This window comes from Janthinobacterium fluminis, assembly GCF_028595325.1.
GTDB classification, from domain to species: domain Bacteria; phylum Pseudomonadota; class Gammaproteobacteria; order Burkholderiales; family Burkholderiaceae_D; genus Janthinobacterium; species Janthinobacterium fluminis.
In genome coordinates, this window is the sequence record NZ_JAQQXR010000002.1 from 89,219 (window position 1) to 107,576 (window position 18,358).

Annotated in this window: 14 protein-coding genes; 10 read left to right on the forward strand and 4 right to left on the reverse strand. The window is 66.6% G+C overall.

The features are described 5' to 3' along the window. Nucleotides 1-227: 227 nt before the first annotated feature. The 9 genes from OIK44_RS06255 to OIK44_RS06295 all read left to right on the forward strand — a co-directional run bounded on the left by OIK44_RS06255 (nt 228) and on the right by OIK44_RS06295 (nt 8,714). A complete protein-coding gene (locus tag OIK44_RS06255) occupies nt 228-1,505 on the forward strand; it encodes a paraquat-inducible protein A (protein ID WP_273669875.1) in 1,278 nt (425 codons plus the stop codon). Continuing rightward, nucleotides 1,498-3,132, forward strand: coding sequence for a PqiB family protein (locus tag OIK44_RS06260; RefSeq protein WP_273669876.1), 1,635 nt, complete (start codon nt 1,498-1,500; stop codon nt 3,130-3,132). The genes OIK44_RS06255 and OIK44_RS06260 overlap by 8 nt, the downstream gene beginning before the upstream one ends. Continuing rightward, the gene (locus tag OIK44_RS06265; RefSeq protein WP_273669877.1) at nt 3,129-3,722 is read left to right on the forward strand and encodes a PqiC family protein; all 594 of its coding nucleotides are present in this window, start codon (nt 3,129-3,131) and stop codon (nt 3,720-3,722) included. The genes OIK44_RS06260 and OIK44_RS06265 overlap by 4 nt, the downstream gene beginning before the upstream one ends. 158 nt (nt 3,723-3,880) lie before the next feature. After that, a complete protein-coding gene (locus OIK44_RS06270; RefSeq protein WP_273669878.1) occupies nt 3,881-4,273 on the forward strand; it encodes a DUF2946 domain-containing protein in 393 nt (130 codons plus the stop codon). 109 nt (nt 4,274-4,382) lie between these two features. Continuing rightward, a complete protein-coding gene (locus OIK44_RS06275; RefSeq protein ID WP_273669879.1) occupies nt 4,383-4,580 on the forward strand; it encodes a hypothetical protein in 198 nt (65 codons plus the stop codon). Between the two features lie 18 nt (nt 4,581-4,598). Further along, nucleotides 4,599-6,734: a TonB-dependent receptor family protein gene (locus OIK44_RS06280; protein WP_273669880.1), complete on the forward strand. Its 2,136-nt coding sequence runs from the start codon at nt 4,599-4,601 to the stop codon at nt 6,732-6,734. A gap of 120 nt (nt 6,735-6,854) precedes the next feature. After that, nucleotides 6,855-7,160 carry an NIPSNAP family protein gene (locus OIK44_RS06285; RefSeq protein WP_273669881.1) on the forward strand — a complete coding sequence of 102 codons (306 nt, stop codon included), beginning with the start codon at nt 6,855-6,857 and terminating at the stop codon, nt 7,158-7,160. Next, nucleotides 7,157-8,113 (forward strand): hypothetical protein, encoded by a 957-nt coding sequence (locus OIK44_RS06290; RefSeq protein ID WP_273669882.1) that lies wholly within the window; start codon nt 7,157-7,159, stop codon nt 8,111-8,113. Before OIK44_RS06285 ends, OIK44_RS06290 begins: the two co-directional genes overlap by 4 nt. Before the next feature lie 10 nt (nt 8,114-8,123). Beyond that, nucleotides 8,124-8,714 (forward strand): YdcF family protein, encoded by a 591-nt coding sequence (locus OIK44_RS06295; RefSeq protein WP_273669883.1) that lies wholly within the window; start codon nt 8,124-8,126, stop codon nt 8,712-8,714. On the opposite strand, the gene OIK44_RS06300 is transcribed toward OIK44_RS06295, so the two are convergent. From OIK44_RS06300 to OIK44_RS06310, 3 genes are read right to left on the reverse strand one after another with little or no spacing between them, the layout of a single operon-like run. After that, entirely contained in the window at nt 8,698-10,074 is a 1,377-nt protein-coding gene (locus tag OIK44_RS06300; RefSeq protein WP_273669884.1) for a phenylacetate--CoA ligase family protein, read from the reverse strand. The two genes, OIK44_RS06295 and OIK44_RS06300, sit on opposite strands and share 17 nt — an antisense overlap. Beyond that, nucleotides 10,071-10,874 (reverse strand): class I SAM-dependent methyltransferase, encoded by an 804-nt coding sequence (locus OIK44_RS06305; protein WP_273669885.1) that lies wholly within the window; start codon nt 10,872-10,874, stop codon nt 10,071-10,073. Before OIK44_RS06305 ends, OIK44_RS06300 begins: the two co-directional genes overlap by 4 nt. 4 nt (nt 10,875-10,878) lie before the next feature. Further along, entirely contained in the window at nt 10,879-14,436 is a 3,558-nt protein-coding gene (locus tag OIK44_RS06310) for an autotransporter family protein (protein WP_273669886.1), read from the reverse strand. Between the two features lie 621 nt (nt 14,437-15,057). On the opposite strand from OIK44_RS06310, the gene OIK44_RS06315 reads away from it, so the two are divergent. Continuing rightward, nucleotides 15,058-17,508 (forward strand): ABC transporter permease, encoded by a 2,451-nt coding sequence (locus tag OIK44_RS06315; RefSeq protein ID WP_273669887.1) that lies wholly within the window; start codon nt 15,058-15,060, stop codon nt 17,506-17,508. 364 nt (nt 17,509-17,872) lie between these two features. Here OIK44_RS06315 and OIK44_RS06320 read toward each other — a convergent pair whose 3' ends face one another. Beyond that, nucleotides 17,873-18,337: a hypothetical protein gene (locus tag OIK44_RS06320; protein ID WP_273669888.1), complete on the reverse strand. Its 465-nt coding sequence runs from the start codon at nt 18,335-18,337 to the stop codon at nt 17,873-17,875. Nucleotides 18,338-18,358: the final 21 nt, after the last annotated feature.

Below are 18,358 nucleotides of genomic sequence, written 5' to 3' on the forward strand. Positions count from 1 at the left end.
CGAGAAATACTTTCTCGAAAATCGTGGTCTGTCCCCAGGCGACACCTTCGAACAAAAGTCCATGCGCTTTGAAAGGTGCGAGGGCTTGATCGTCAATTGCGGCATCTGCAGTAAGCGAAGCTGGGGACAGACCACGATTTTCGAGAAATACTTTCTCGAAAATCGTGGTCTGTCCCCAGGCGGCAATACCGTATGATGGGCGGTATTTACGAGCTCATCCCGAACCTGTGCGTCGATACGATCTGATTAGCTGTCATGACTGTGGTGTGTTGCATCGCAAGCGTCCGCTCCGCCCCCGCGAGAAGGCGCGCTGCACGCGTTGCCGTTCGGTTTTGTACCGCGGCGGTTCCGCCGATCTGAGCCGGGTCGTCGCGCTGACGCTGGCCACGGCGCTGGTGTTTTTGATCGCCCAGTTTTTTCCCATCGTCGAGCTGGAGGTCAAGGGCTTGCGCTCCAGCGCCACGCTGATCGGCGCCATTGCCGTGCTGTGGGCGGAGCAGATGCAGCTCGTCGCGGCGATGGTGTTTTTCTTTACGATGTTGTTCCCCGCCGTCGAGCTGGCCGCGCTGCTGTATGTCGCGCTCGGCCTGCGCGCCGGTTTCCAGCCGCCCGGTTTCCACCGGGTGTTGCGCGCCGTGCAGGCGGCGCGCCGCTGGGGCATGACGGAGGTGTTGATGATCGGCATCCTGATCACGGTGATCAAGATGACCAGTCTGGCGCGGGTGTTGCCGCAGCCGGGACTGTTTGCCTTCGGCGCGCTGACGTTGATGCTGGCCGTGGTCGTCTCTTTCGATCCCAAGACGCTGTGGAATGTCGGCGACGATCTGGCGCCGCGCCCGCCGCCCCGCCTGGATTACGCGGCCTTGCGCGCGTCCGGCGCCGAGTTGCTGCCATGCCACGCCTGCGGTCTGGTGACGCCGGCCGCGCCCGGCCGGGCGCATCCGCGCTGCGCCCGCTGCGGCTGCCAGTTGCACCGGCGCCGCCCCGACAGCGTCAACCGCACCTGGGCGCTGCTGATCGCCGCCGCCATCCTGTATATTCCCGCCAATCTGTTGCCGGTGATGTATACGCATTCGCTGTTCGGCAGCGAGGACGACACCATCATGAGCGGCGTGCTGTTTTTCTGGAACAGCGGCTCGAAGGGCCTGGCCGCGATCATTTTCATCGCCAGCGTGGTCGTGCCCATGCTCAAGCTGGCCGTGCTGACGCTGTTGGCCTGGAGCGCGCAGCGGCGCTCGCGCTGGCGCCCGCTGCAGCGCACCGTGTTGTATCGCCTGGTCGAGTTCATCGGCCGCTGGTCGATGCTGGATATTTTTGTCGTCACGCTGACCGTCGCGCTGGTGCGCTTCCAGGCGCTGGCCGTGATTACGGCCGGTCCCGGGGCGCTGGCCTTCGGTTCGGTGGTCGTGCTGACGATGCTGGCGTCGATGCAGTTCGACCCGCGCCTGATCTGGGACCACGTCGACAGTGGCCCGCCCGTCTACCCTGGAGAAAAACATGTCTGAGAAAGAGGGCGAGATCGCCCGCCCACCCGCGCCTGTGCCCCTGGCGTTGCCGGAGCCGGACGTCGAGCAGGCCAGCCGCTGGTTGCCTTCGCTGGTCTGGCTGATCCCGCTGCTGGCGGCGCTGATCGGCGCTCTGCTGGTGGCCAAGTCGCTGTACGAGCAGGGGCCGACGGTGACGGTCAGTTTCCGCACGGCCGACGGCCTGGAGCCGGGCAAGACCAAGGTCAAGTACAAGGATGTCGAGATCGGGCTGGTGCGCGCCATCACGCTGGCCCCGGACTTGTCGAAGGTGTTGGTGACGATAGACATGAGCAAGGAGGCGAAGCGCTTCACGGCCCAGGACACGCGCTTCTGGGTGGTGCGCCCGCGCGTCGGCGCCAGCGGCGTCTCCGGCCTGGGCACCCTGCTGTCGGGCGCCTACATCGGCGTCGACGCCGGCAAGTCGGCCGACTACAAGGACGCCTTCGCGGGGCTGGAAAACGCGCCGGCGGTGGCCGGCGACCAGAAGGGCAAGCTCTACAATCTGCACGGCGACGACCTCGGTTCGGTCGACGTCGGCTCGCCCGTGTTTTACCGCCGCGTGCAAGTCGGGCAGGTGATCAGCTTCGCGCTCGACAAGGGCGGCAACGGCGTCAGCATGGCCGTCTTCATCAACGCGCCCTACGACCAGTTCGTCGGCCAGAATTCGCGCTGGTGGCACGCCAGCGGCGTCGACGTGCGCCTCGACTCGAACGGCTTCAAGCTGAACACGCAGTCGCTGGCGGCGATGGTGGTCGGCGGCATCGCCTTCGAGTCGCAGAACGGCCAGAAGCCGGACACGCTGGCGGCGGCCGGCGCCACCTTCGCGCTGGCGGCCGACCAGTCCAGCGCGATGCGCGAGCCGGACGGCGCGCCGATCACCACGGTGTTTTATTTCGACCAGTCGCTGCGCGGCCTGTCGCCGGGCGCCAGCGTGGATTTCCGCGGCATCGTGCTGGGCGAGGTGCGTTCGGTCGGCGTCGAGTACGACGGCGTGAAGAAGAGTTTCCGCATGCCGGTGACGGTAGACCTGTATCCGGGCCGGCTCGGCAAGCGCTTCCAGCAGACGCTGGAGGACGAGGACCGCACCGCCGGCCATGACGTGCTGGAGCGGCTGGTCAGCCGCGGCTTGCGCGCCCAGCTGCGCACCGGCAATTTGTTGACGAGCCAGTTGTACATCGCCCTCGACTTCTTCCCGAAAGCGGCGCCGGCCAAGCTCGATTTCAACCAGTACCCGATGGAGGTGCCGACGGTGCCGAACAGCCTGGAGGAGTTGCAGACGCAGATCGCCAGCATCGTCAGGAAGCTCGACCAGGTGCCCTATGCCGACATCGCGGCGAATCTGAACGCCACTTTGAAGAACGCCAATGTGTTGTTCAAGCAGCTGGACGCCCAGGTGGTGCCGGAGATGAAGGAGACGCTGGGCGCCGCCAGGCAAACCTTCAGCACGGCCGAGCAGGTCTTGCAAAAGGATTCGCCGCTGCAATCGGACGTGCGCCAGGCGCTGCAGCAGCTGACGCAGACGCTGCAGTCGCTCAATGCGCTGTCCGACTATCTGGAACGCCACCCGGAATCGCTGATCCGCGGCAAACAAGGAGATAAAAAATGAGCGCATTCCGCACCCTCGCGCTGGCCGCCTCGCTGAGCCTGCTGAGCGCCTGCGCGGCGCCGCAGATCGAGCGTTTTTATACGCTCAACGGCGGCGACGCCGCGCCGGCCAAGGCCGAAGTGAATTTCTATGTCGAGGTGCTGGCCGTCAACGTGCCGCAGCAGGTCAGCCGCAACCAGCTGGTGCTGACGGCGGCCGGCGGACGCATCGAGTTGCTGGAGCAGGAGCGCTGGGCCGGGCCGCTGGCGGCCGAGATCGGCCAGGCGCTGTCGACCGGCATCACCGGCGAACTGGGCGCGATCGACGTCTATCGCACGCCTTATCCGGACAAGCTGCCCGTGTACCGCGTCAGCACCAATGTGCAGCGCTTCGAGTCGGCGCTGGGGCAGTACGCGCTGATCGACGCCGTCTGGAGCGTGCGCCAGCTGGCCAGCGGCAAGGTGCTCACTTGCCGCAGCGTCGTCAACGAGAAGGTGGCGGCCGGTTACGACGCGCTGGTGGCGGGCCACCGGCGCGCCCTGCGCCAGGTGGCCGGGGAAATGTCGAAGGCGATCCGCTCCTTCCCGGCGGACGGGCGCAGCTGCCAGTAGGGGCGCGCCCAAGCCCTATCCGGCCAGGCTTGCCACGGCTTGCGCAGGAATACGGCGCACGGACGGCGAGTCCGCAATAGTCCGTTCGGAGGGGGCCGCACCGGCCGTCCACCGCGTTGACCCTCGCCGCGCGGCGCTGTTAAAATGCAACGATGGGAATGACTAAGATAACGCGCCGTTTCACCGCCTGGATCGCCTGTTTTGCGATCTTGCTGGCCGCGCTCGCGCCGTCGATTTCCCACGCCATCGCCGCCGACGATTCCAGCTCGGCGTGGATCGAGATCTGCTCGATCGCCGGCACGCGCTTCGTCCAGGCCGACAGCGACGACGGGCAGCCGCTGTCGCCCGCTTCGATCGAACAAAGCCTGCACTTCGACCACTGCCCGTTCTGCTCCGCCCACGGCGGCGCCCCCGGCCTGCCGTCCAGCCCGATGGTGACGCTGCCCGTGCTCGCCGGCAAACCCGTGCTGCCGCCGCTCTATTACCAGGCGTCGCGCCCCCTGTTCGTCTGGGCCAGCGCCCAGTCGCGCGCCCCTCCCGCACTGTCCTGATCGCTTTCCCCGGTCGCCACGCCGCCGGATAGCAGCGCCGCCGCGCCTGGCTGCGTTCGCATCCGCGCGCCCGTCGTGCCGCCCCGTCACTTTTATCAGGATTCCTGCAATGACTGCCACTTCCCGCCGCCAACGCGGCCGCTTTTCGACGTTCTGTCTCTTTATGCAATGCTTTAACGTCGCCGCCATCGTCGCCCTCGGCGTGTGGCACGGCTATCTGTTCTATGCCCGCGCCGGCGCGCCGCTGCCGCTGGTGGAAATCGTCGAACTGCGCGCGCCGCAAGCCTGCTGCATCCAGCAAAACTAGCCTTTATCGAGCATCGTCATGAAACCACAATACCAAGTAATGTCCCTGGCGCTGGGCGCCGTGTTTGCCGCGCTGGGCGGCAACGCCCGCGCCGGCGCCGACGAGCAAGTGCTCGACGTGGTCGTCGTCTCCGGCTCGCGCGCCGCCTCCTGGCTGTCGGAAACGCCGCAGGCTATCGGCGTCGTCAAGCAGAAGGAGCTGCGGCGCGACAAGCCGAAAACCATGGGCGAGATCATCAACCGCATCGCCGGCGTCTATTGGAACGACCTGGGCAACGAGCAGCACAGCATGGCGATCCGCCAGCCCATCGGCACCAACGCCGTCTATCAATACCTGGAAGACGGCATTCCCATCCGTCCGCTGGGCGTGTTCAACCATAATTCGCTGAACGAAATGAATATGGCCGGCACGGAGAGCGTCGAGGTGGTGAAGGGGCCGGCCTCGTCTTTGTACGGCAGCAACGCGGTCGGCGGCGCCGTCAATTTCCTGACGTCGGCGGCCTCGCCGACGCCTTACGCCAGCGTCGGCGTGCGCCGCGACAACACGGCCGGCTTCACGCGCTACGACACTTCCGCCAGCAACACCTGGGGCGCGCTGGGCTTGCGCTTTTCCCACTACAGTTCGCGCCGCAGCAGGGACAACTGGCAGGAGTATAGCTACGGCGACAAGGATTCGTTCTCGCTGCGCGCCGACTATGCGCTCGGCGCCGCCTCGCAACTGCGCGCGACGCTGGTGCACACGGACCTGGACGCGGCCATGCCCGGCGGCCTGTTCGAGAACGACTTCCGCGCCACGCCTGGCAAGAGTTTGAACACCTTCAGCTACCGCAAGGACAAGACCACCCGCGCCAATCTGGCCTGGGAGGGCGAGACGACGCGCAACGGGTCGACGACGGTGACGCTGTTCAGCCGCAAGAACGACCACGGCCAGATCCCCAGTTATTCGATAGGCAGTTGCGTCGGAATCGTCTGCAAGGGCGTCATCAACAACAACCACGTCGATTCGCTGGGCGTGGACGTGAAGCACCAGCAGGGTTTCGACTGGCTGGGCTCGCGCCTGATCGCCGGCATCTACGTGGACCGGAGCGACAACCCGTATGTCAGCGATAACCTGAACATCGTGCGCGACCCCGCCAGCGGCAAATACCTGCGCTATACGCTGGCGACCGCCGGCGATCCGGGCGGATTGCGCGGCGTGCGCGACTACCAGACCGACATCAGCAATACCGCCGTCTTCGCGCAGTGGGAATTCGCGCCGCTGGCCAAGGCCCGCGTCGTCGTCGGCGGCCGCTCCGACGCCATCCGCTACAACTACCACAACCGCCTGGCGCCGGGCGGCAGCGACAATTTCGGCGCGCCGAACGAGTCGCGCAGCTTCTCCCACTTCAGCCCGAAAATCGGCGCCACCTATGCGCTGGGCAAGCAGGCCAGCATCTACACCAACATCAGCGAGGGCTTCACGCCGCCCGAGGTGAGCCAGTTGTACGGCAAGACCGGCATCGCCGACCTGCAGCCGGCCACCTACAACAATTATGAAATGGGCCTGCGCATGGCGCTGTTGGACGGCAAGCTGAAGCTCGACGCCGCGCTGTACCGGCTGGACGGGCGCGACACCATCGTCAGCTACACCGTCGTGCCGGGCACCAGCGAAAACCGCAACGCCGGGCGCACCCGCAGCCAGGGGCTGGAGCTGGGCCTGCACTACGACGCCGGCCCGTTCGACGCGCGCTTCGGCACGGCGGTCGCCAGCCACCGCTATGTGCGTTACCAGGTGTCGGGCAGCCTCGACTACAGCGGCCGGGAAATGCCGCAGGCGCCCAGCGACATCACCTCCGCCGAGGTGGGTTACAAACCGCTGGCGGGCGCGCGCGTGGCGCTGGAAGTGCTGCACCAGGGGCGCTACTGGATGGATAACGCCAACACGGTGAAATACCCGGGCCACACGCTGCTCAACCTGCGCGCCAATTACCAGTTTGCGAAAAGCTGGGAGGCGTGGCTGCAGGTGCGCAACCTGACCGACAAGCGCTATGCCGATTCGGCGTCGAGTTCCTACTCCGGCGTCGGCAAGTATGTCGCCAACAGCCAGAACCAGTACACGCCCGGGGCGCCGCGCAGCGTCATGCTGGGGCTGAGCTATACCTTCGCCGCGCAATAAGCGGCTGCGGCGGCGGGCTGCGCGCGGCATGGCCGCAGCCCGCTTGCCGATCTGAAATTTCCAGTATCATTCCAGGCGAACAACGGACAATCGGGTCCGTCGGCACTGGGGGAAATCGACATGGTCACATGCTACTTGCGCTACATCATAGAACCGTCCAGGCTCAAGGAGTTCGAGCGTTACGGGCAGATGTGGATACCGCTGGTGGAAAAATTCGGCGGCCAGCACCACGGTTATTTTCTGCCGTCGGAGGGCGCCAACAATGTCGCGCTGGCGCTGTTCAGCTTCCCCAGTCTGGCCGAGTACGAGCAATACCGCATCAAGATGCTGGACGATGCCGACTGCGTCGCCGCGTTCAACTACGCGGAAGAAACGAAGTGCATCGTCAGCTACGAAAGAAGCTTTTTCCGTCCTGTATTCCAATGAAAAAACGGTATCTGATGGGCGTCCTCGCCGGCGCCTGCACCCTCGGCGCGGCGGCGCTGCTGTTGCGCGCGCCCGCGCCGGCGGCGCCGGCCGCTGCGCCGGCCGCAAACGATACGGCTCGGCCGGCCGTGTTCAGCGAAGGCACGGCCATGCGCGCCATCTTCGGCGCCTATCACACCGGGCAAAAGGGCACGCTGATTCCGGTGGCGAAAACGGCCGCCTGGGACATCAAGGGCGCCAATGTGCTGGCCACGCCGATGCTGGCCGTCACCTTCGACGAGGGCGGCCAGCAAAAGGGCGTGCTCGTCATCCAGCGCCAGATGATTCTCGACGGCGGCGAGGTGGCGGAGTCGCACATCCAGCAGGCCGACATTTCCGTGTATGTATTCGCGCTGAAGAACAACGCCTGGGTCTTCGAGAAGGGCAAGCAGGTCGTGGCGACGGCGGGCGCGCACGGCCAGGCGCCGGACGGCAAGCTGGTGCGCATCGGCGACGGCAAGTTCGGCCTCTTGTTCGAGGGCGGCGACGTGCATCAGGGCTACACCAACGACTACGCCTTCCTGATCGACATCAGCGCCGGCACGCCGCACCAGGTGCTGGCGCTGGAGATGGGGCAGTCGAACGCCGGCAACTGCTCCGACGATCCCAAGGAGTTGGCGGAGGAGTACGGCATGCTGCGTCAATGCTGGCGTAGCGTGGTCGAACTGGATTTCCTGAAGAACGGCCCGGGCGAGTATTTCACGATCAGGGCGACGGATAGCGGCACCTTGGAAGAGGGCAAACCGTTCAAGAAGGTCGAGTATTACGCGATGACGAAGGATGGCTACAAGGTTGCCGGCGCGGCCAGCCTGCGCCAGGGCGCGCCGCTGTCGCGCGAGGATGTGTATGGCAGCGGCGGCGGGCAGCGCCGCGAGGCGAATATGCCGACCGCGCCGCGGCGCCAGTTGAATTGAGGCGGTGCGGATGAAAGGCTTGAAGTGCGCCCTGATGGCGGCGCTGCTGGCGGCCAGCGGCGGCTGCGCGCTGCTCGCCGACGGCCTGCGCGACAATGTGCAGCGTTGCGATGTCGCCATCGTGCTCGGCTCGAAGGTGGAGCTGGACGGCCGGCCCTCGGCGCGGCTGGCGGCGCGCCTGGACAAGGCCGCCGCGCTGTACCGGGCCGGCCTGTTTCCCCGCGTGATAGTTAGCGGCGGGCTGGGCAAGGAGGGCTACGACGAGGCCGCCGTCATGCGCGATTATCTGGTCGCGCACGCCGTTCCCGCGCCGGCCATCATCGTCGACAGCGGCGGCGTGAACACGACGGCGACGGCGCGCAACAGCGCCGCGTTGATGCGCGCCGGCGGTTTGCGCAGCGCCGTCGTGGTCACCCAGTATTTCCATATCCCGCGCACCCGGCTGGCGCTGCGCGACAGCGGCGTGGCGACGGTGTACTCGGCCCATGCCGATTACTTCGAGTGGCGCGACATCTATTCCACGCTCAGGGAGGCCGTCGCGCTGCCGGTCTACTGGCTGGCGGGGCTCTTTTCGGCTGCGCCGCCTACACCGTCAGATTGACGAATTCCTCGAACTTGCCGGAAGCCGGCATGGGAATCCGGTCGGCGAACAGGTGGAAACCGAGCTGGAAAGGGTGGCCCAGCGCCTGCCGGATGATGTCGCCGAGCTGCTTTTGCTGCGCCTCGCTCGGCGCCGTTGCGCACACCAGGTTGACGTCGATGTGTTCGGCCGAGCGCTGCACCAACTGGTACTGGATGACCGGCGCGACGTCGCGGAAGCGGTGGAAGCCGACCAGCGGCCAGTGCCGTCTGCCGCCGATGCTGACCATATTGCGTTCACGTCCGACGATGTGGCGCAGCGTCGGCAGGCCGCGGCCGCAGGGGCAGGCGGGGCCGGCGCAGGCGTAGTCGCCGATGTCGTAGCGCACCAGCGGCGTGGCGAAATTGTGCAGGTCCGTCAGCACCAGGCGGCCGACTTCGCCGTCCGCGCACGGGCTGCCGTCCTCGCGCAGGATTTCCGTGATATAGCCCTCGGCCATCAAGTGGTATAGCTCGCTGTCCGGGCACTGCAGCGCGATCACGCCCAGTTCCTGGCTGCTGTAGCAATCGGCGATGCCGACGCCGAGCACGGCGCGGGTGCGCGCGCGCAGGGCCGGCGCCAGCGTCTCGCCGATGGTGCGGATCTGGCGCAGGCGCGGCAGCGCGCCGCCGCGCCGCTCGATTTCGTCGAGCAGCGCGGCCAGGTTGGTCGGATAGGTCAGCAGGTAGCCGGGATTGATGCCGAGCAGCCAGTCCAGTTGCTCGGTGACGGCGCGGTTGATCGGCAGCGCGTAAGCCGGCCCGGTGGCGAAGAAGGTGGCGACCGGCGCGCCCCAGTCCGGCTGCGCCACGGCCGCGTTGCCGGGCAGGTTGGCGCGGGTGACGGCCAGCGGCGCGCTGAAGTCGCGCCGCTGCCACAGGTGTTCGCGCAGCGTGAACGCCAGCCAGAACATCTGGTTGACGGCGCTGCGGGTCAGCGACACCGGCGTGCCGCTGGAGCCGGAGGTGCTGACCTGGCCGGTCGGCCCGTGGCCGGACGGCAGCGCCGTCGCGGCGACGCGCGCGCCGTCCGCCTGCAAGGCGCGCCGGGACAGCGGCGCCAGCGCCGCCAGCCCGCCCGGCTCGCACAGCGCGGCGACGCCGCAGCCGGCCTGCCGCAGCCTGTCGCCGAAATGGGGGCTGTGCTGTGCGGCGTGCGTCAGCAGGGCGCGCAACTGGCGCCGCTGGCGCGCGGCCAGCTCGGACGGCGCCAGCCACTGGGTCTGTTCAAGCTGCTGCGCCAGGGCCAGCACCGAGGCGGGAAAACCGGCCGACAGGGGCGGCCAGTCGATGCCGGGGACGGCGCTGCACATGGCGAGAAAGGCACTGTCGGCGACGCTCATTTGTGCAGGCTCCAGGCAAGGATGGGGCAGCGCTCGGCCAGCTCGTAACTGCCGTGGAAGACGCCGAGTTCCGCGTAACCGGCGGGGACGGCCTGGCGCACCTGGCGCAGCGTGGGAAAGCTGTAGACGGCCGGCGAATCGCGGTAGACATCGACGGTGTCGATGTCGGCGCGCGCCCAGCCGGCGCGGCTGGCCAGCAGGGCGCGGTCCGGCAGCAGCGCGTCGAAGGCGGCGTGGATCGCCGCCACGGCAATGTCCGGCTGTCCGGCGCGCGCCACCAGCGCCATCGCCAGCCGCCATTTGAAGGCGTGGAAGCTGCCGATGTCGCCGCGCAGGGCGGCGTCGGCCGCCGCCTGCGGCGTTTCATTGTCGTGCGCCGCCGTGAAGACGCGCAGCGCCAGCCGGCCCTGGTCGCGCAGGCAAACGCGCAATTGCTCGAACAGGCGGCCATAGCCGTCCGGGTGGCGCAGCATGTTCAGGCTGCCGTCGCCGGCGGCGAAGGCGAAGCTGTCCGCGCCGAAGGGCAAGGCCAGCCAGTCGCCTTGCCGGACCGACTGGCCGGGACCGCGCGGCCGCCATTGCCGGGCGATCATGGTGGCGTCGCGTTCGACGGCCACCATGTTGTCGCTGAGGGCGGACAGTTCGGCGGTCACGCCCAGCAGCAGGCCCAGCCCCGGCTGCGGGCCGAGGATGCGGCGCATGATGCCGACATCCTCGGCGCCGGGGCGCAGCGGGCCGCCGATGCGCGACCACTGCCGCGCGTGGGCTTGCCAGTGGTCGGCGCCGCCCGCTGCCGCCATCCGCTTAGAATTCCTTGCGCAGTTTCAGCGACAGGCTTTGGTTCAGGAAGGAGCGGTGGGCCTCGGCGTCGTAGCGGGCCGTCACTTCCATGCCCTTGCCGCGCAATAGGGTCAGGCCGGCGCCGGCCCGGACGAAGACCTTCGTCGCCTCCAAGCCGCGGGTTTCGAATGCCGGGCCGCCGCCGACAAAGCTTGCCACCACGGCCGTTTGCTTGGCCAGGAAGTCGTAGCCGACGCCGAAGTTGGCCGACAGCGTCAGTTCCTGCGACGGCGAATGGTTCAGGCGCGCGTCCGCGTACAGGATCAGCTGTTTCGCCGTTTGCGCGTCCACACTCAGGTTCAAGGCGCCGGCGCCCGTCTCCGTGTAGGCATTGTTCCTGACCGTCGTGTAGTCGACACGCAGCGAGGGCGTGACATTGCTTTGCTCGTTGAGCGTGATGACCCGGCCGATGCCGGAGCCGATATGCAGGCTCAGGCCCCGGTAAGCGCTGTGGGCGAGGCGCTCCAGGCCGCCGAAGCGGATGACGCGGCTACCCGTGGTCTTGTTGGCGCCGACGTCGATTTGCCAGCTGATGTCGGTGCCGGGGTCGAGGTTGTGGCTGCCGTAGGCCATCAGTTGCAGCATGTCGATGTCGGCCGACTGCGGCGTCACGCCGTCGCCGTCCAGATTGGTTCTGGCATAGGTGAAGGCGGCGCCGACGCGGTCCTTCGCCGTGGCGGCGCCGTCCGCGCCGACGATGATGCCGCCGCTGTCGGCCTTGTAGCCGGCCACGCCGCCGCGCGCGCTTTGCCGGGCCCAGGCGCCGAAGGGCTTGACCCAGGCATTGCGCTCGGTGACGCTGTCGTCGCCGGCGGACAGGCCGCGGTTCGACTCGATGCGGGCTTGCACCACGCGGTCAGTCAGATTCATCGTGCTGGCCACGGACGCGGCGGTGCCGCCGGTCGCCAGCGGCAGGGTCTGGCTGACGGCGTCGGACACTTCCTTCGCGGTCGCCAGCTTGCCCAGGGCCGTGATGACCTGGCCCATGTCGCCGCTGGTGCCGCCGGCGATCAGACGGTCGAACACTTGCGCGGCGCCGGTGCCGGGGGCGTTGCCGCTGGAGGCCACGGCGCTCGTGGCGCTATTGCCCGGTACGGGCGTTGGCGTCGGCGTTGGCGTTGGTGTTGGAGTGGGCGTCGGCGTCGGCGTCGGCGTCGGCGTTGGCGTTGGCGTTGGAGTAGGCGTAGGCGTTGGCGTTGGAGTGGGCGTCGGCGTAGGTGTCGGGGTGGGCGTCGGCGTAGGTGTTGGAGTGGGCGTCGGCGTCGGGGTGGGTGTCGGCGTGACTGCCGCAACGATGACCAGGTCGAGAGCCTTGCCGTTTTGCACGCCGGTCAAATCGAACAGGAAACTGTTGTCGGTGACGGGTATCGTGCTGGCGGTGGTCAGCGTGCCGCCGGCCTGGATGACGCCGGGAATCACGGTGCCGTTGGCCAGGACCGGCGCGTCGCTGACGTCGACGTCGATCTTGCTGCTGGCCGACAGGTTGGCGTTGCCAGTCACCAGCAGCTTGCCGTAGTTGGTGGCGGAGGACAGGCCGACGCGGAATACGCCGCTGGCGGCCTGGACATAGTCGCCCGTCAGGTTGACGGTGTGGCCGGCGGCGATCGACAGGATGCCGGCGTTGCTCATGGTCGTCGCGCCGATGGCCAGGCCGTTGCGCGAGTGCAGGGTGCCGCCCTCGCGGATGTTGAACTGGCTCAGGCCGGAGAAATTGGCGGCGGGCGCCAGGGCGGCCGGATGGGCGGCGTCGGTGCCGATATTGACGACGCTGCCGGCGCCGCCCGTGACGTTGCCGGCGATGCTGGCGCTGCTGCCGAGTATCGTCAGGGAATTGATGCCCAGGGCGACCGCGCCGTTCAGTGCGCCGCTATTGTTCACCATGAAGGCGCTGCCGGTGTTGGCCAGGTTCAGCGCCGTCGTGCCGCCTATCGCGCCGCTGTTGGCGATGCCGCCGTCGATGACGCTGCTGCCCGACACGGCGATGCCGCTGGCGCCGCCGTTGATGGTGCCGGCATTGCTGATGCCGCCGTGCAGCGTCGAATCGGCCACCGAAATGCCGGCGTCCGTGCTGGTGATGGTGGCGCCGGCCTGGTTGGCGATGCCGGCGGCGAGGACGTTGGCGCCGTTGCTGAGCAAGATGCCGCGCAGGCCGGACAGGGTGCCGGCATTGGCGATGCCGTTCGCCACTGTACTGTTGTTGATCTTGATCGCGCTGCCGCCGCTGGCCGTGATGGTGCCGCCGACGGCGTTGCTGACGGCCGCCGCGCTGGCGTTGTTCAACAAGGCGATGCCGTTGCCGCCGCCGCTGGTGATGATGGCGCTGTTGCTGATGTTGCCGGTCATGGTGGCGTTGTCGAGCCAGATGACATCCTCGGCGGCCGTGGCGGTGCCGGTGTTGCTGATGTTGCCGGTCAGCGCGGTGCTGCTTTCCAGCACGATGGCGCCCTCGGCGCCGTCGATCAAGCCGCGGTTGACGATGTCGCCGGTGATGCTGGAGCTGCCCAGCTTGATGCCGGTTTCGGCGTGGATGGCCCCGGTCGTGTCGTTGAGGATGCCGCCGGCGCTGATCGTCGCGCTGTTGCCTTGAATGCCATGCTGGCCTTGCAGCGTGCCGGCGTTGCCGATGCCGTTGCCGATGATGGAATAGGAGACGGCGATCGCGTCATAGTCGGTGGCGATGTTGCCGCCCGCCGCGTTGGCGATCGCATTGACGGTGGAATTGCTTTGCACCTCTATGCCATTGTTGGCGCCGACGATGGTGCCGCTGTTGCTGATCGTGCCCGTCACCGTGCTGGCGTCGATGACCAGCGGGGTAAAGCCGCTGCTGACGTCGAGCGCGCCGCCGTTGACGATGTCGCCGTTGACGGTCGAGCTGCCGCTCACCTTGATGCCTGTGCCATTTTGTCCCGCGGCCCTGCCGACATGTCCGTGGTTGACGATGCCGCCGCCGATTTGCGCGCCGTTGCTGATGTCGATGGCCGCTGCGTTGCCGGCCGAGGTGATCTCGCCGCCGGCGGCGTTGCTGATGCCGCCCAGCAGGGAACCTCCGTTGATCAGGATCGCCGCGCCATTTGCGGCGCTAATATGTCCTAGCGGGCCGTTGCTGATGGCGCCGCCGACATTGGCGCCGAACAGGCGGATCGCGGCGCCGCTGCCGGTCGAGGCGATGGTGCCGGTATTGCCGATGCCGCCGATCAGCGCTCCCTCGACGTTGATGCCCACCGCCACCGGATCGATGGTGCCGGCATTGGTGATGGCATTGGCCGTCACGCCGCTGTTGACGACGACGCCGCTGTTGGGCGTATTGATTACCGCAACGGTGATGCTGCCGCTTGCCGTCACATTGAGGCTGTCGCCCGAGCCCAGCGTGCAGGTTTGCATCACGGCCAAATTGTCCACGGTGATGATGCCGCCGCTGGCGGCCGGGCAGACGCCGTTCGCCGCCGCGTTGGACATCAGCAGACAGGCCCCCGCGACCAGTGCCGCCATCCGTTTTTGCTGGAAATTAAAATGGTTCGCCATCAGATGGGCTCCCAAAATAGTAATTCGTATCAAGGGAGTCGGCCGCCCGCTCGTCAACACGGTATGCACTTCCCGCACAGGCTGGATGCGGGCGCGGACGCGGTGCCGGCGGGTCATCCAGATTCATTTCCGCCATTTAATATATCGGATGAATAGCAAGAGGTAAATGCTGTTTTGATTGAAACTAAATAGAATGGAACCGGCAAACAACAGTTATAGCGTAATAATTTTCAATTGTCTTATTGAAAACATTTGGCAAGAATATACTGCCTGTGCGAGGCTGTCAATGATGTCTTTAAATTATCGCGATGCGCTGCCGCCGCTGCCGCGCCGCTATGGCGCGGCGTGTTCGGAACCGCACAATTGCGCTGTCCGATTGCGGACTGTTTGCGCCGCAAGGAGGCGCCGTGCGGCGCATTTTAGCGTGGCATAAAAATTGCTGTTTTTCTCATGTTGCGTTGATGAATATACCGATGTCGGCGCAGATTGCTCCGCCAACTGGCATTGCCCTTTACTCCACCAAAGGACCAGCATGTTTCAGCTTCAGAAGGATTGCAAAATTTTCCGGAGCGGCGATGGCCGCATCCGCCGCGCCGCAGACTGGCTGCTCAGGGAGCCGTCATGACCTTGCGTAATTTCCGCGTCGGCTGGCGCACGCTTGTGCAAGAGCCGGCATATTCGCTGGTCGTGGTCGTGGGGCTGGGCGTCGGGCTGGCGGCGGCGCTGTTGTTGCTGGGCTTCGTGCGTTATTCGCTGCAATACAATGCGCATGTGCCCGGCGTCGACAGCGTCTACGTGGTGAAGCAGCGCTTCAACGTCGACCCCTCGGCGCCGTCGTTCGACCAGGTGCCGCTGCTGTTGCGGGCCGCGGCAGCCACGGCGCCCGGCGTGGCCAGCGTCACGGGCTACATTCCCACCCGCCCCGAGGGCAACGGCCTGACGGTGAAGATCGACGGACAACTGCGCAGTCTGCCCGGCCTGACGGTGCTGCCGGGATTCACGGAAATGCTCGGATTGACGGCGCTGCGGGGCAACTTGAAGCTCGCGCTGGAACAGCCGGACAGCGTTGTCATCAGCGAAGAGGCGGCGCGGCGCCTCTTCGGCACGCCGGAAGCGCTGGGCAAAACCATGCAGGCGGAAGGCAAGTTGCTGCGCGTAGGCGCAGTCTTGAACACGCCGCAACAGAACACCACCATTCCATTCCAAGCGCTGGTTGGCGTGAACTCGGTCCTGGTGGACGAGGAAATGCGCGACGAGCTGCTCAGCGGACGCCGGGGCTGGTGGGGCAAGCTGCTCGTCCGCGTGCGGCCCGGCGCCTCGCCGCCGGCGATCGGCGAAGCCCTGCAGCAGGTGGTGGACCGCACGCCGGGGATACAGAACCAGCCGCCCGAGATCAAGCAGCGGCTGGGCAAGCGCAAAGTCATGGAGCTGGAACTGGCGCCGCTGCGCGACGCCTACTTCGACACCAAGGTGGCGGGCAACCATATCGCGGCGCCCGGCGACCGGGCCAATCCGCTGGTTGTCGCCGCGCTGGCCGCCATCGCCGTGCTGATACTCGCGCTGGCCTCGATCAATTACGTGAACCTGGCGGCGGTCAGGATAGTGCGGCGCCAGCGCGAGGTCGCCATCCGCAAGGTACTGGGCGCGGGCGTGCCGCAGATCGTCCTGCAGTTGCTTGCCGAGTCGATGCTCGTTGCGCTGCTGGCGACCGGGCTGGGCCTGATGCTCGCCTGGCTGGCGCTGCCGATTTTTTCCGAACTGGTGCACCGCAAGCTGGACAGCCTGCTGACGGCGTCGAATATTGCCATGGCCATGGCCATCGGCGCCATGCTGGGCGCGCTGGCGGCCGCCTATCCCGCCTGGATCGCCATCCGTGTGCATCCGGGGCAGGCGCTGGGCGGCGGCAAGCCGGAGACGGAGTCGCGGCAGGGCATGTACTTGCGGCGTGTGCTGACCGTGCTGCAACTGGCTACCGCGATGAGCTTTGCCAGCCTGACGCTGGGCATCGCATGGCAGACCCACTTCGCCATGCGGGTTTCAGCGGGGTTCGATGCCGCGAGCATGCTGATCGTGGACTTGCCGGAGCCGGTCAGGCACAGCGCGGTGGCGCGCAACTTCATCGCGGCCCTGTCGGCGCAGGCAGGCGGCGCCGGGGTGGCGATTTCCGAGGACGCCGTCGGGCGCCACCGGGTGGCGTGGATGCGCGACATGAAGCGCCCCAGCGGCGCCAGCGCTGCGATGGACATGAAGTCGGTCAGCGCGAACTTTTTCGAGCAGTACGGGCTCCGCGCCGAATCGGGGCGACTGTTCGACCCGCGCATCGACAGGGAAGACGATCCCGTGCCACTGGTGCTGAACGCCATCGCGGCGCGTGAACTGGGCTTCGCCACGTCCGAGGCGGCGCTGGGCGAGGAGGTGCTGTTCACGGGATTCGACGGCAAGGTGTTGCATAAGCGCGTGGTCGGCATCGTGCCGGAATTGCGCTTCGGCTCGCTGCGCGAGGCGCCGCACGCGGTGGCCTATGAGCTCTGGACCGCCGGCACGACGCTCAGCGTGCGCGCAAGGGAACCGCTGGCGCAGCTGGAAGCGCGCATCCAGGCGCTGTGGCCCAGGTACTTCCCCGATTCGATCCTGTCTATGCACCGGGCCGCGGATATCCTCGCGGCCAACTATGCGGAGGACGCGCGCATGGCCAAGCTGCTGGCCATTGCCACGGGCATCGCGCTGGCCATCGCCGCCTTCGGCACCTATGTGCTGTCGGCGTACACGGTGCAGCGGCGGGCGAAGGAAATCGTCTTGCGCATGCTGCACGGCGCCGGCCGCGCCGACATCGGCCTGCTCGTCGCCCGGGAGATTGGCGGGCTCACGCTGGTGTCGGCGGTGCTGGCCCTGCCGCTGGCCGGCGTGGTGGTGCAGCGCTATCTGTCGTTCTACGTCGAACGCGCGCCGATCGGCTACTGGCCCCTGCTGATCGCGCTTGCCGCAACGTCGGCGATCGCCTCGTGCGCCGTCGCGCGGCACGTGTGGGTGGCGATGCGGATGCGGCCGGCGGCGCCCCTGTATGGCGGGTGAGGGGATGGTTGGCGGGGCCGGGACCGTCTGCTCCAGGGCGGTTCCGGTGCCTGTTCGGCGGTGTTCGCGCTGACGCCCGAGCTGGCGCAGATTCGAGGGGGCTGGATCGAAAACCGGCCATCCGAGCGGGAATGGTCGGGGTGAGAGGATTCGAACCTCCGGCCTCTGCGTCCCGAACGTAAACTTTAAATTTTCTATGTCGTTGTTTTTAAAAGACTAAATTTCAGTTGGCGCCATGGTTCTGATTTTTGCCAAATTTTATTGCCAAATTCGTTTGGTGCTGCCACGTCGCAACCGCTGGCCGTGCGCTAATTCGTCCGCGCTGCGTCCGCTGGTGTGCGTGCGGTCGCCCGCCAAGCTTCCGCTATCTCTTCGTTTTTTTGCCATCGGGTTGCACGCCAGAGGCCCACAGTCCAAAGACCAAGCTATCGCTCTCATTCTTCGCATTCAGCCCCAAATCTTTCCGCATCGAGTGAATGAGCGCCGACATTAGCTCGTCGTGGCGCTCGCGGGTGCCGTTCGAATTGGTGACTTTTATCTCTTGCTGGAAGCCCTGTAAAGCAACAATGACGGCGTACGGCGCGACGAGGTTGAGCTTGTTGCAGGCCCGTGAAAAGGCGCGCTGTCCGTCCGGCGTGTCCTCTCCCAAAATCACGCCGCTCAGGCTGGTCATGAATTCCTTGTAATGCTCAAGCTTCTCCTTGCGTATCTCGGCCTCTCGCTCGCGCTTCTTGGTGGTCGCATAAGTGACGACTGCCGTTAGGGTCGCGACGATCACGCCGACAAACGAAGCGATGACAGTGGCAACCGGGGCGGAAATTTCAAGCATGGGTATGTCTCGCGTTTGGTT

What these genes read in the sequence shown, in the direction of transcription:
- OIK44_RS06260 (WP_273669876.1), top strand. Translation starts at nt 1,498, where the DNA reads ATGTCTGAGAAAGAGGGCGAGATCGCCCGCCCACCCGCGCCTGTGCCC.
- OIK44_RS06265 (WP_273669877.1), top strand. Translation starts at nt 3,129, where the DNA reads ATGAGCGCATTCCGCACCCTCGCGCTGGCCGCCTCGCTGAGCCTGCTG.
- OIK44_RS06270 (WP_273669878.1), top strand. Translation starts at nt 3,881, where the DNA reads ATGACTAAGATAACGCGCCGTTTCACCGCCTGGATCGCCTGTTTTGCG.
- OIK44_RS06275 (WP_273669879.1), top strand. Translation starts at nt 4,383, where the DNA reads ATGACTGCCACTTCCCGCCGCCAACGCGGCCGCTTTTCGACGTTCTGT.
- OIK44_RS06280 (WP_273669880.1), top strand. Translation starts at nt 4,599, where the DNA reads ATGAAACCACAATACCAAGTAATGTCCCTGGCGCTGGGCGCCGTGTTT.
- OIK44_RS06285 (WP_273669881.1), top strand. Translation starts at nt 6,855, where the DNA reads ATGGTCACATGCTACTTGCGCTACATCATAGAACCGTCCAGGCTCAAG.
- OIK44_RS06290 (WP_273669882.1), top strand. Translation starts at nt 7,157, where the DNA reads ATGAAAAAACGGTATCTGATGGGCGTCCTCGCCGGCGCCTGCACCCTC.
- OIK44_RS06295 (WP_273669883.1), top strand. Translation starts at nt 8,124, where the DNA reads ATGAAAGGCTTGAAGTGCGCCCTGATGGCGGCGCTGCTGGCGGCCAGC.
- OIK44_RS06300 (WP_273669884.1), bottom strand. Translation starts at nt 10,074, where the DNA reads ATGAGCGTCGCCGACAGTGCCTTTCTCGCCATGTGCAGCGCCGTCCCC.
- OIK44_RS06305 (WP_273669885.1), bottom strand. Translation starts at nt 10,874, where the DNA reads ATGGCGGCAGCGGGCGGCGCCGACCACTGGCAAGCCCACGCGCGGCAG.
- OIK44_RS06310 (WP_273669886.1), bottom strand. Translation starts at nt 14,436, where the DNA reads ATGGCGAACCATTTTAATTTCCAGCAAAAACGGATGGCGGCACTGGTC.
- OIK44_RS06315 (WP_273669887.1), top strand. Translation starts at nt 15,058, where the DNA reads ATGACCTTGCGTAATTTCCGCGTCGGCTGGCGCACGCTTGTGCAAGAG.
- OIK44_RS06320 (WP_273669888.1), bottom strand. Translation starts at nt 18,337, where the DNA reads ATGCTTGAAATTTCCGCCCCGGTTGCCACTGTCATCGCTTCGTTTGTC.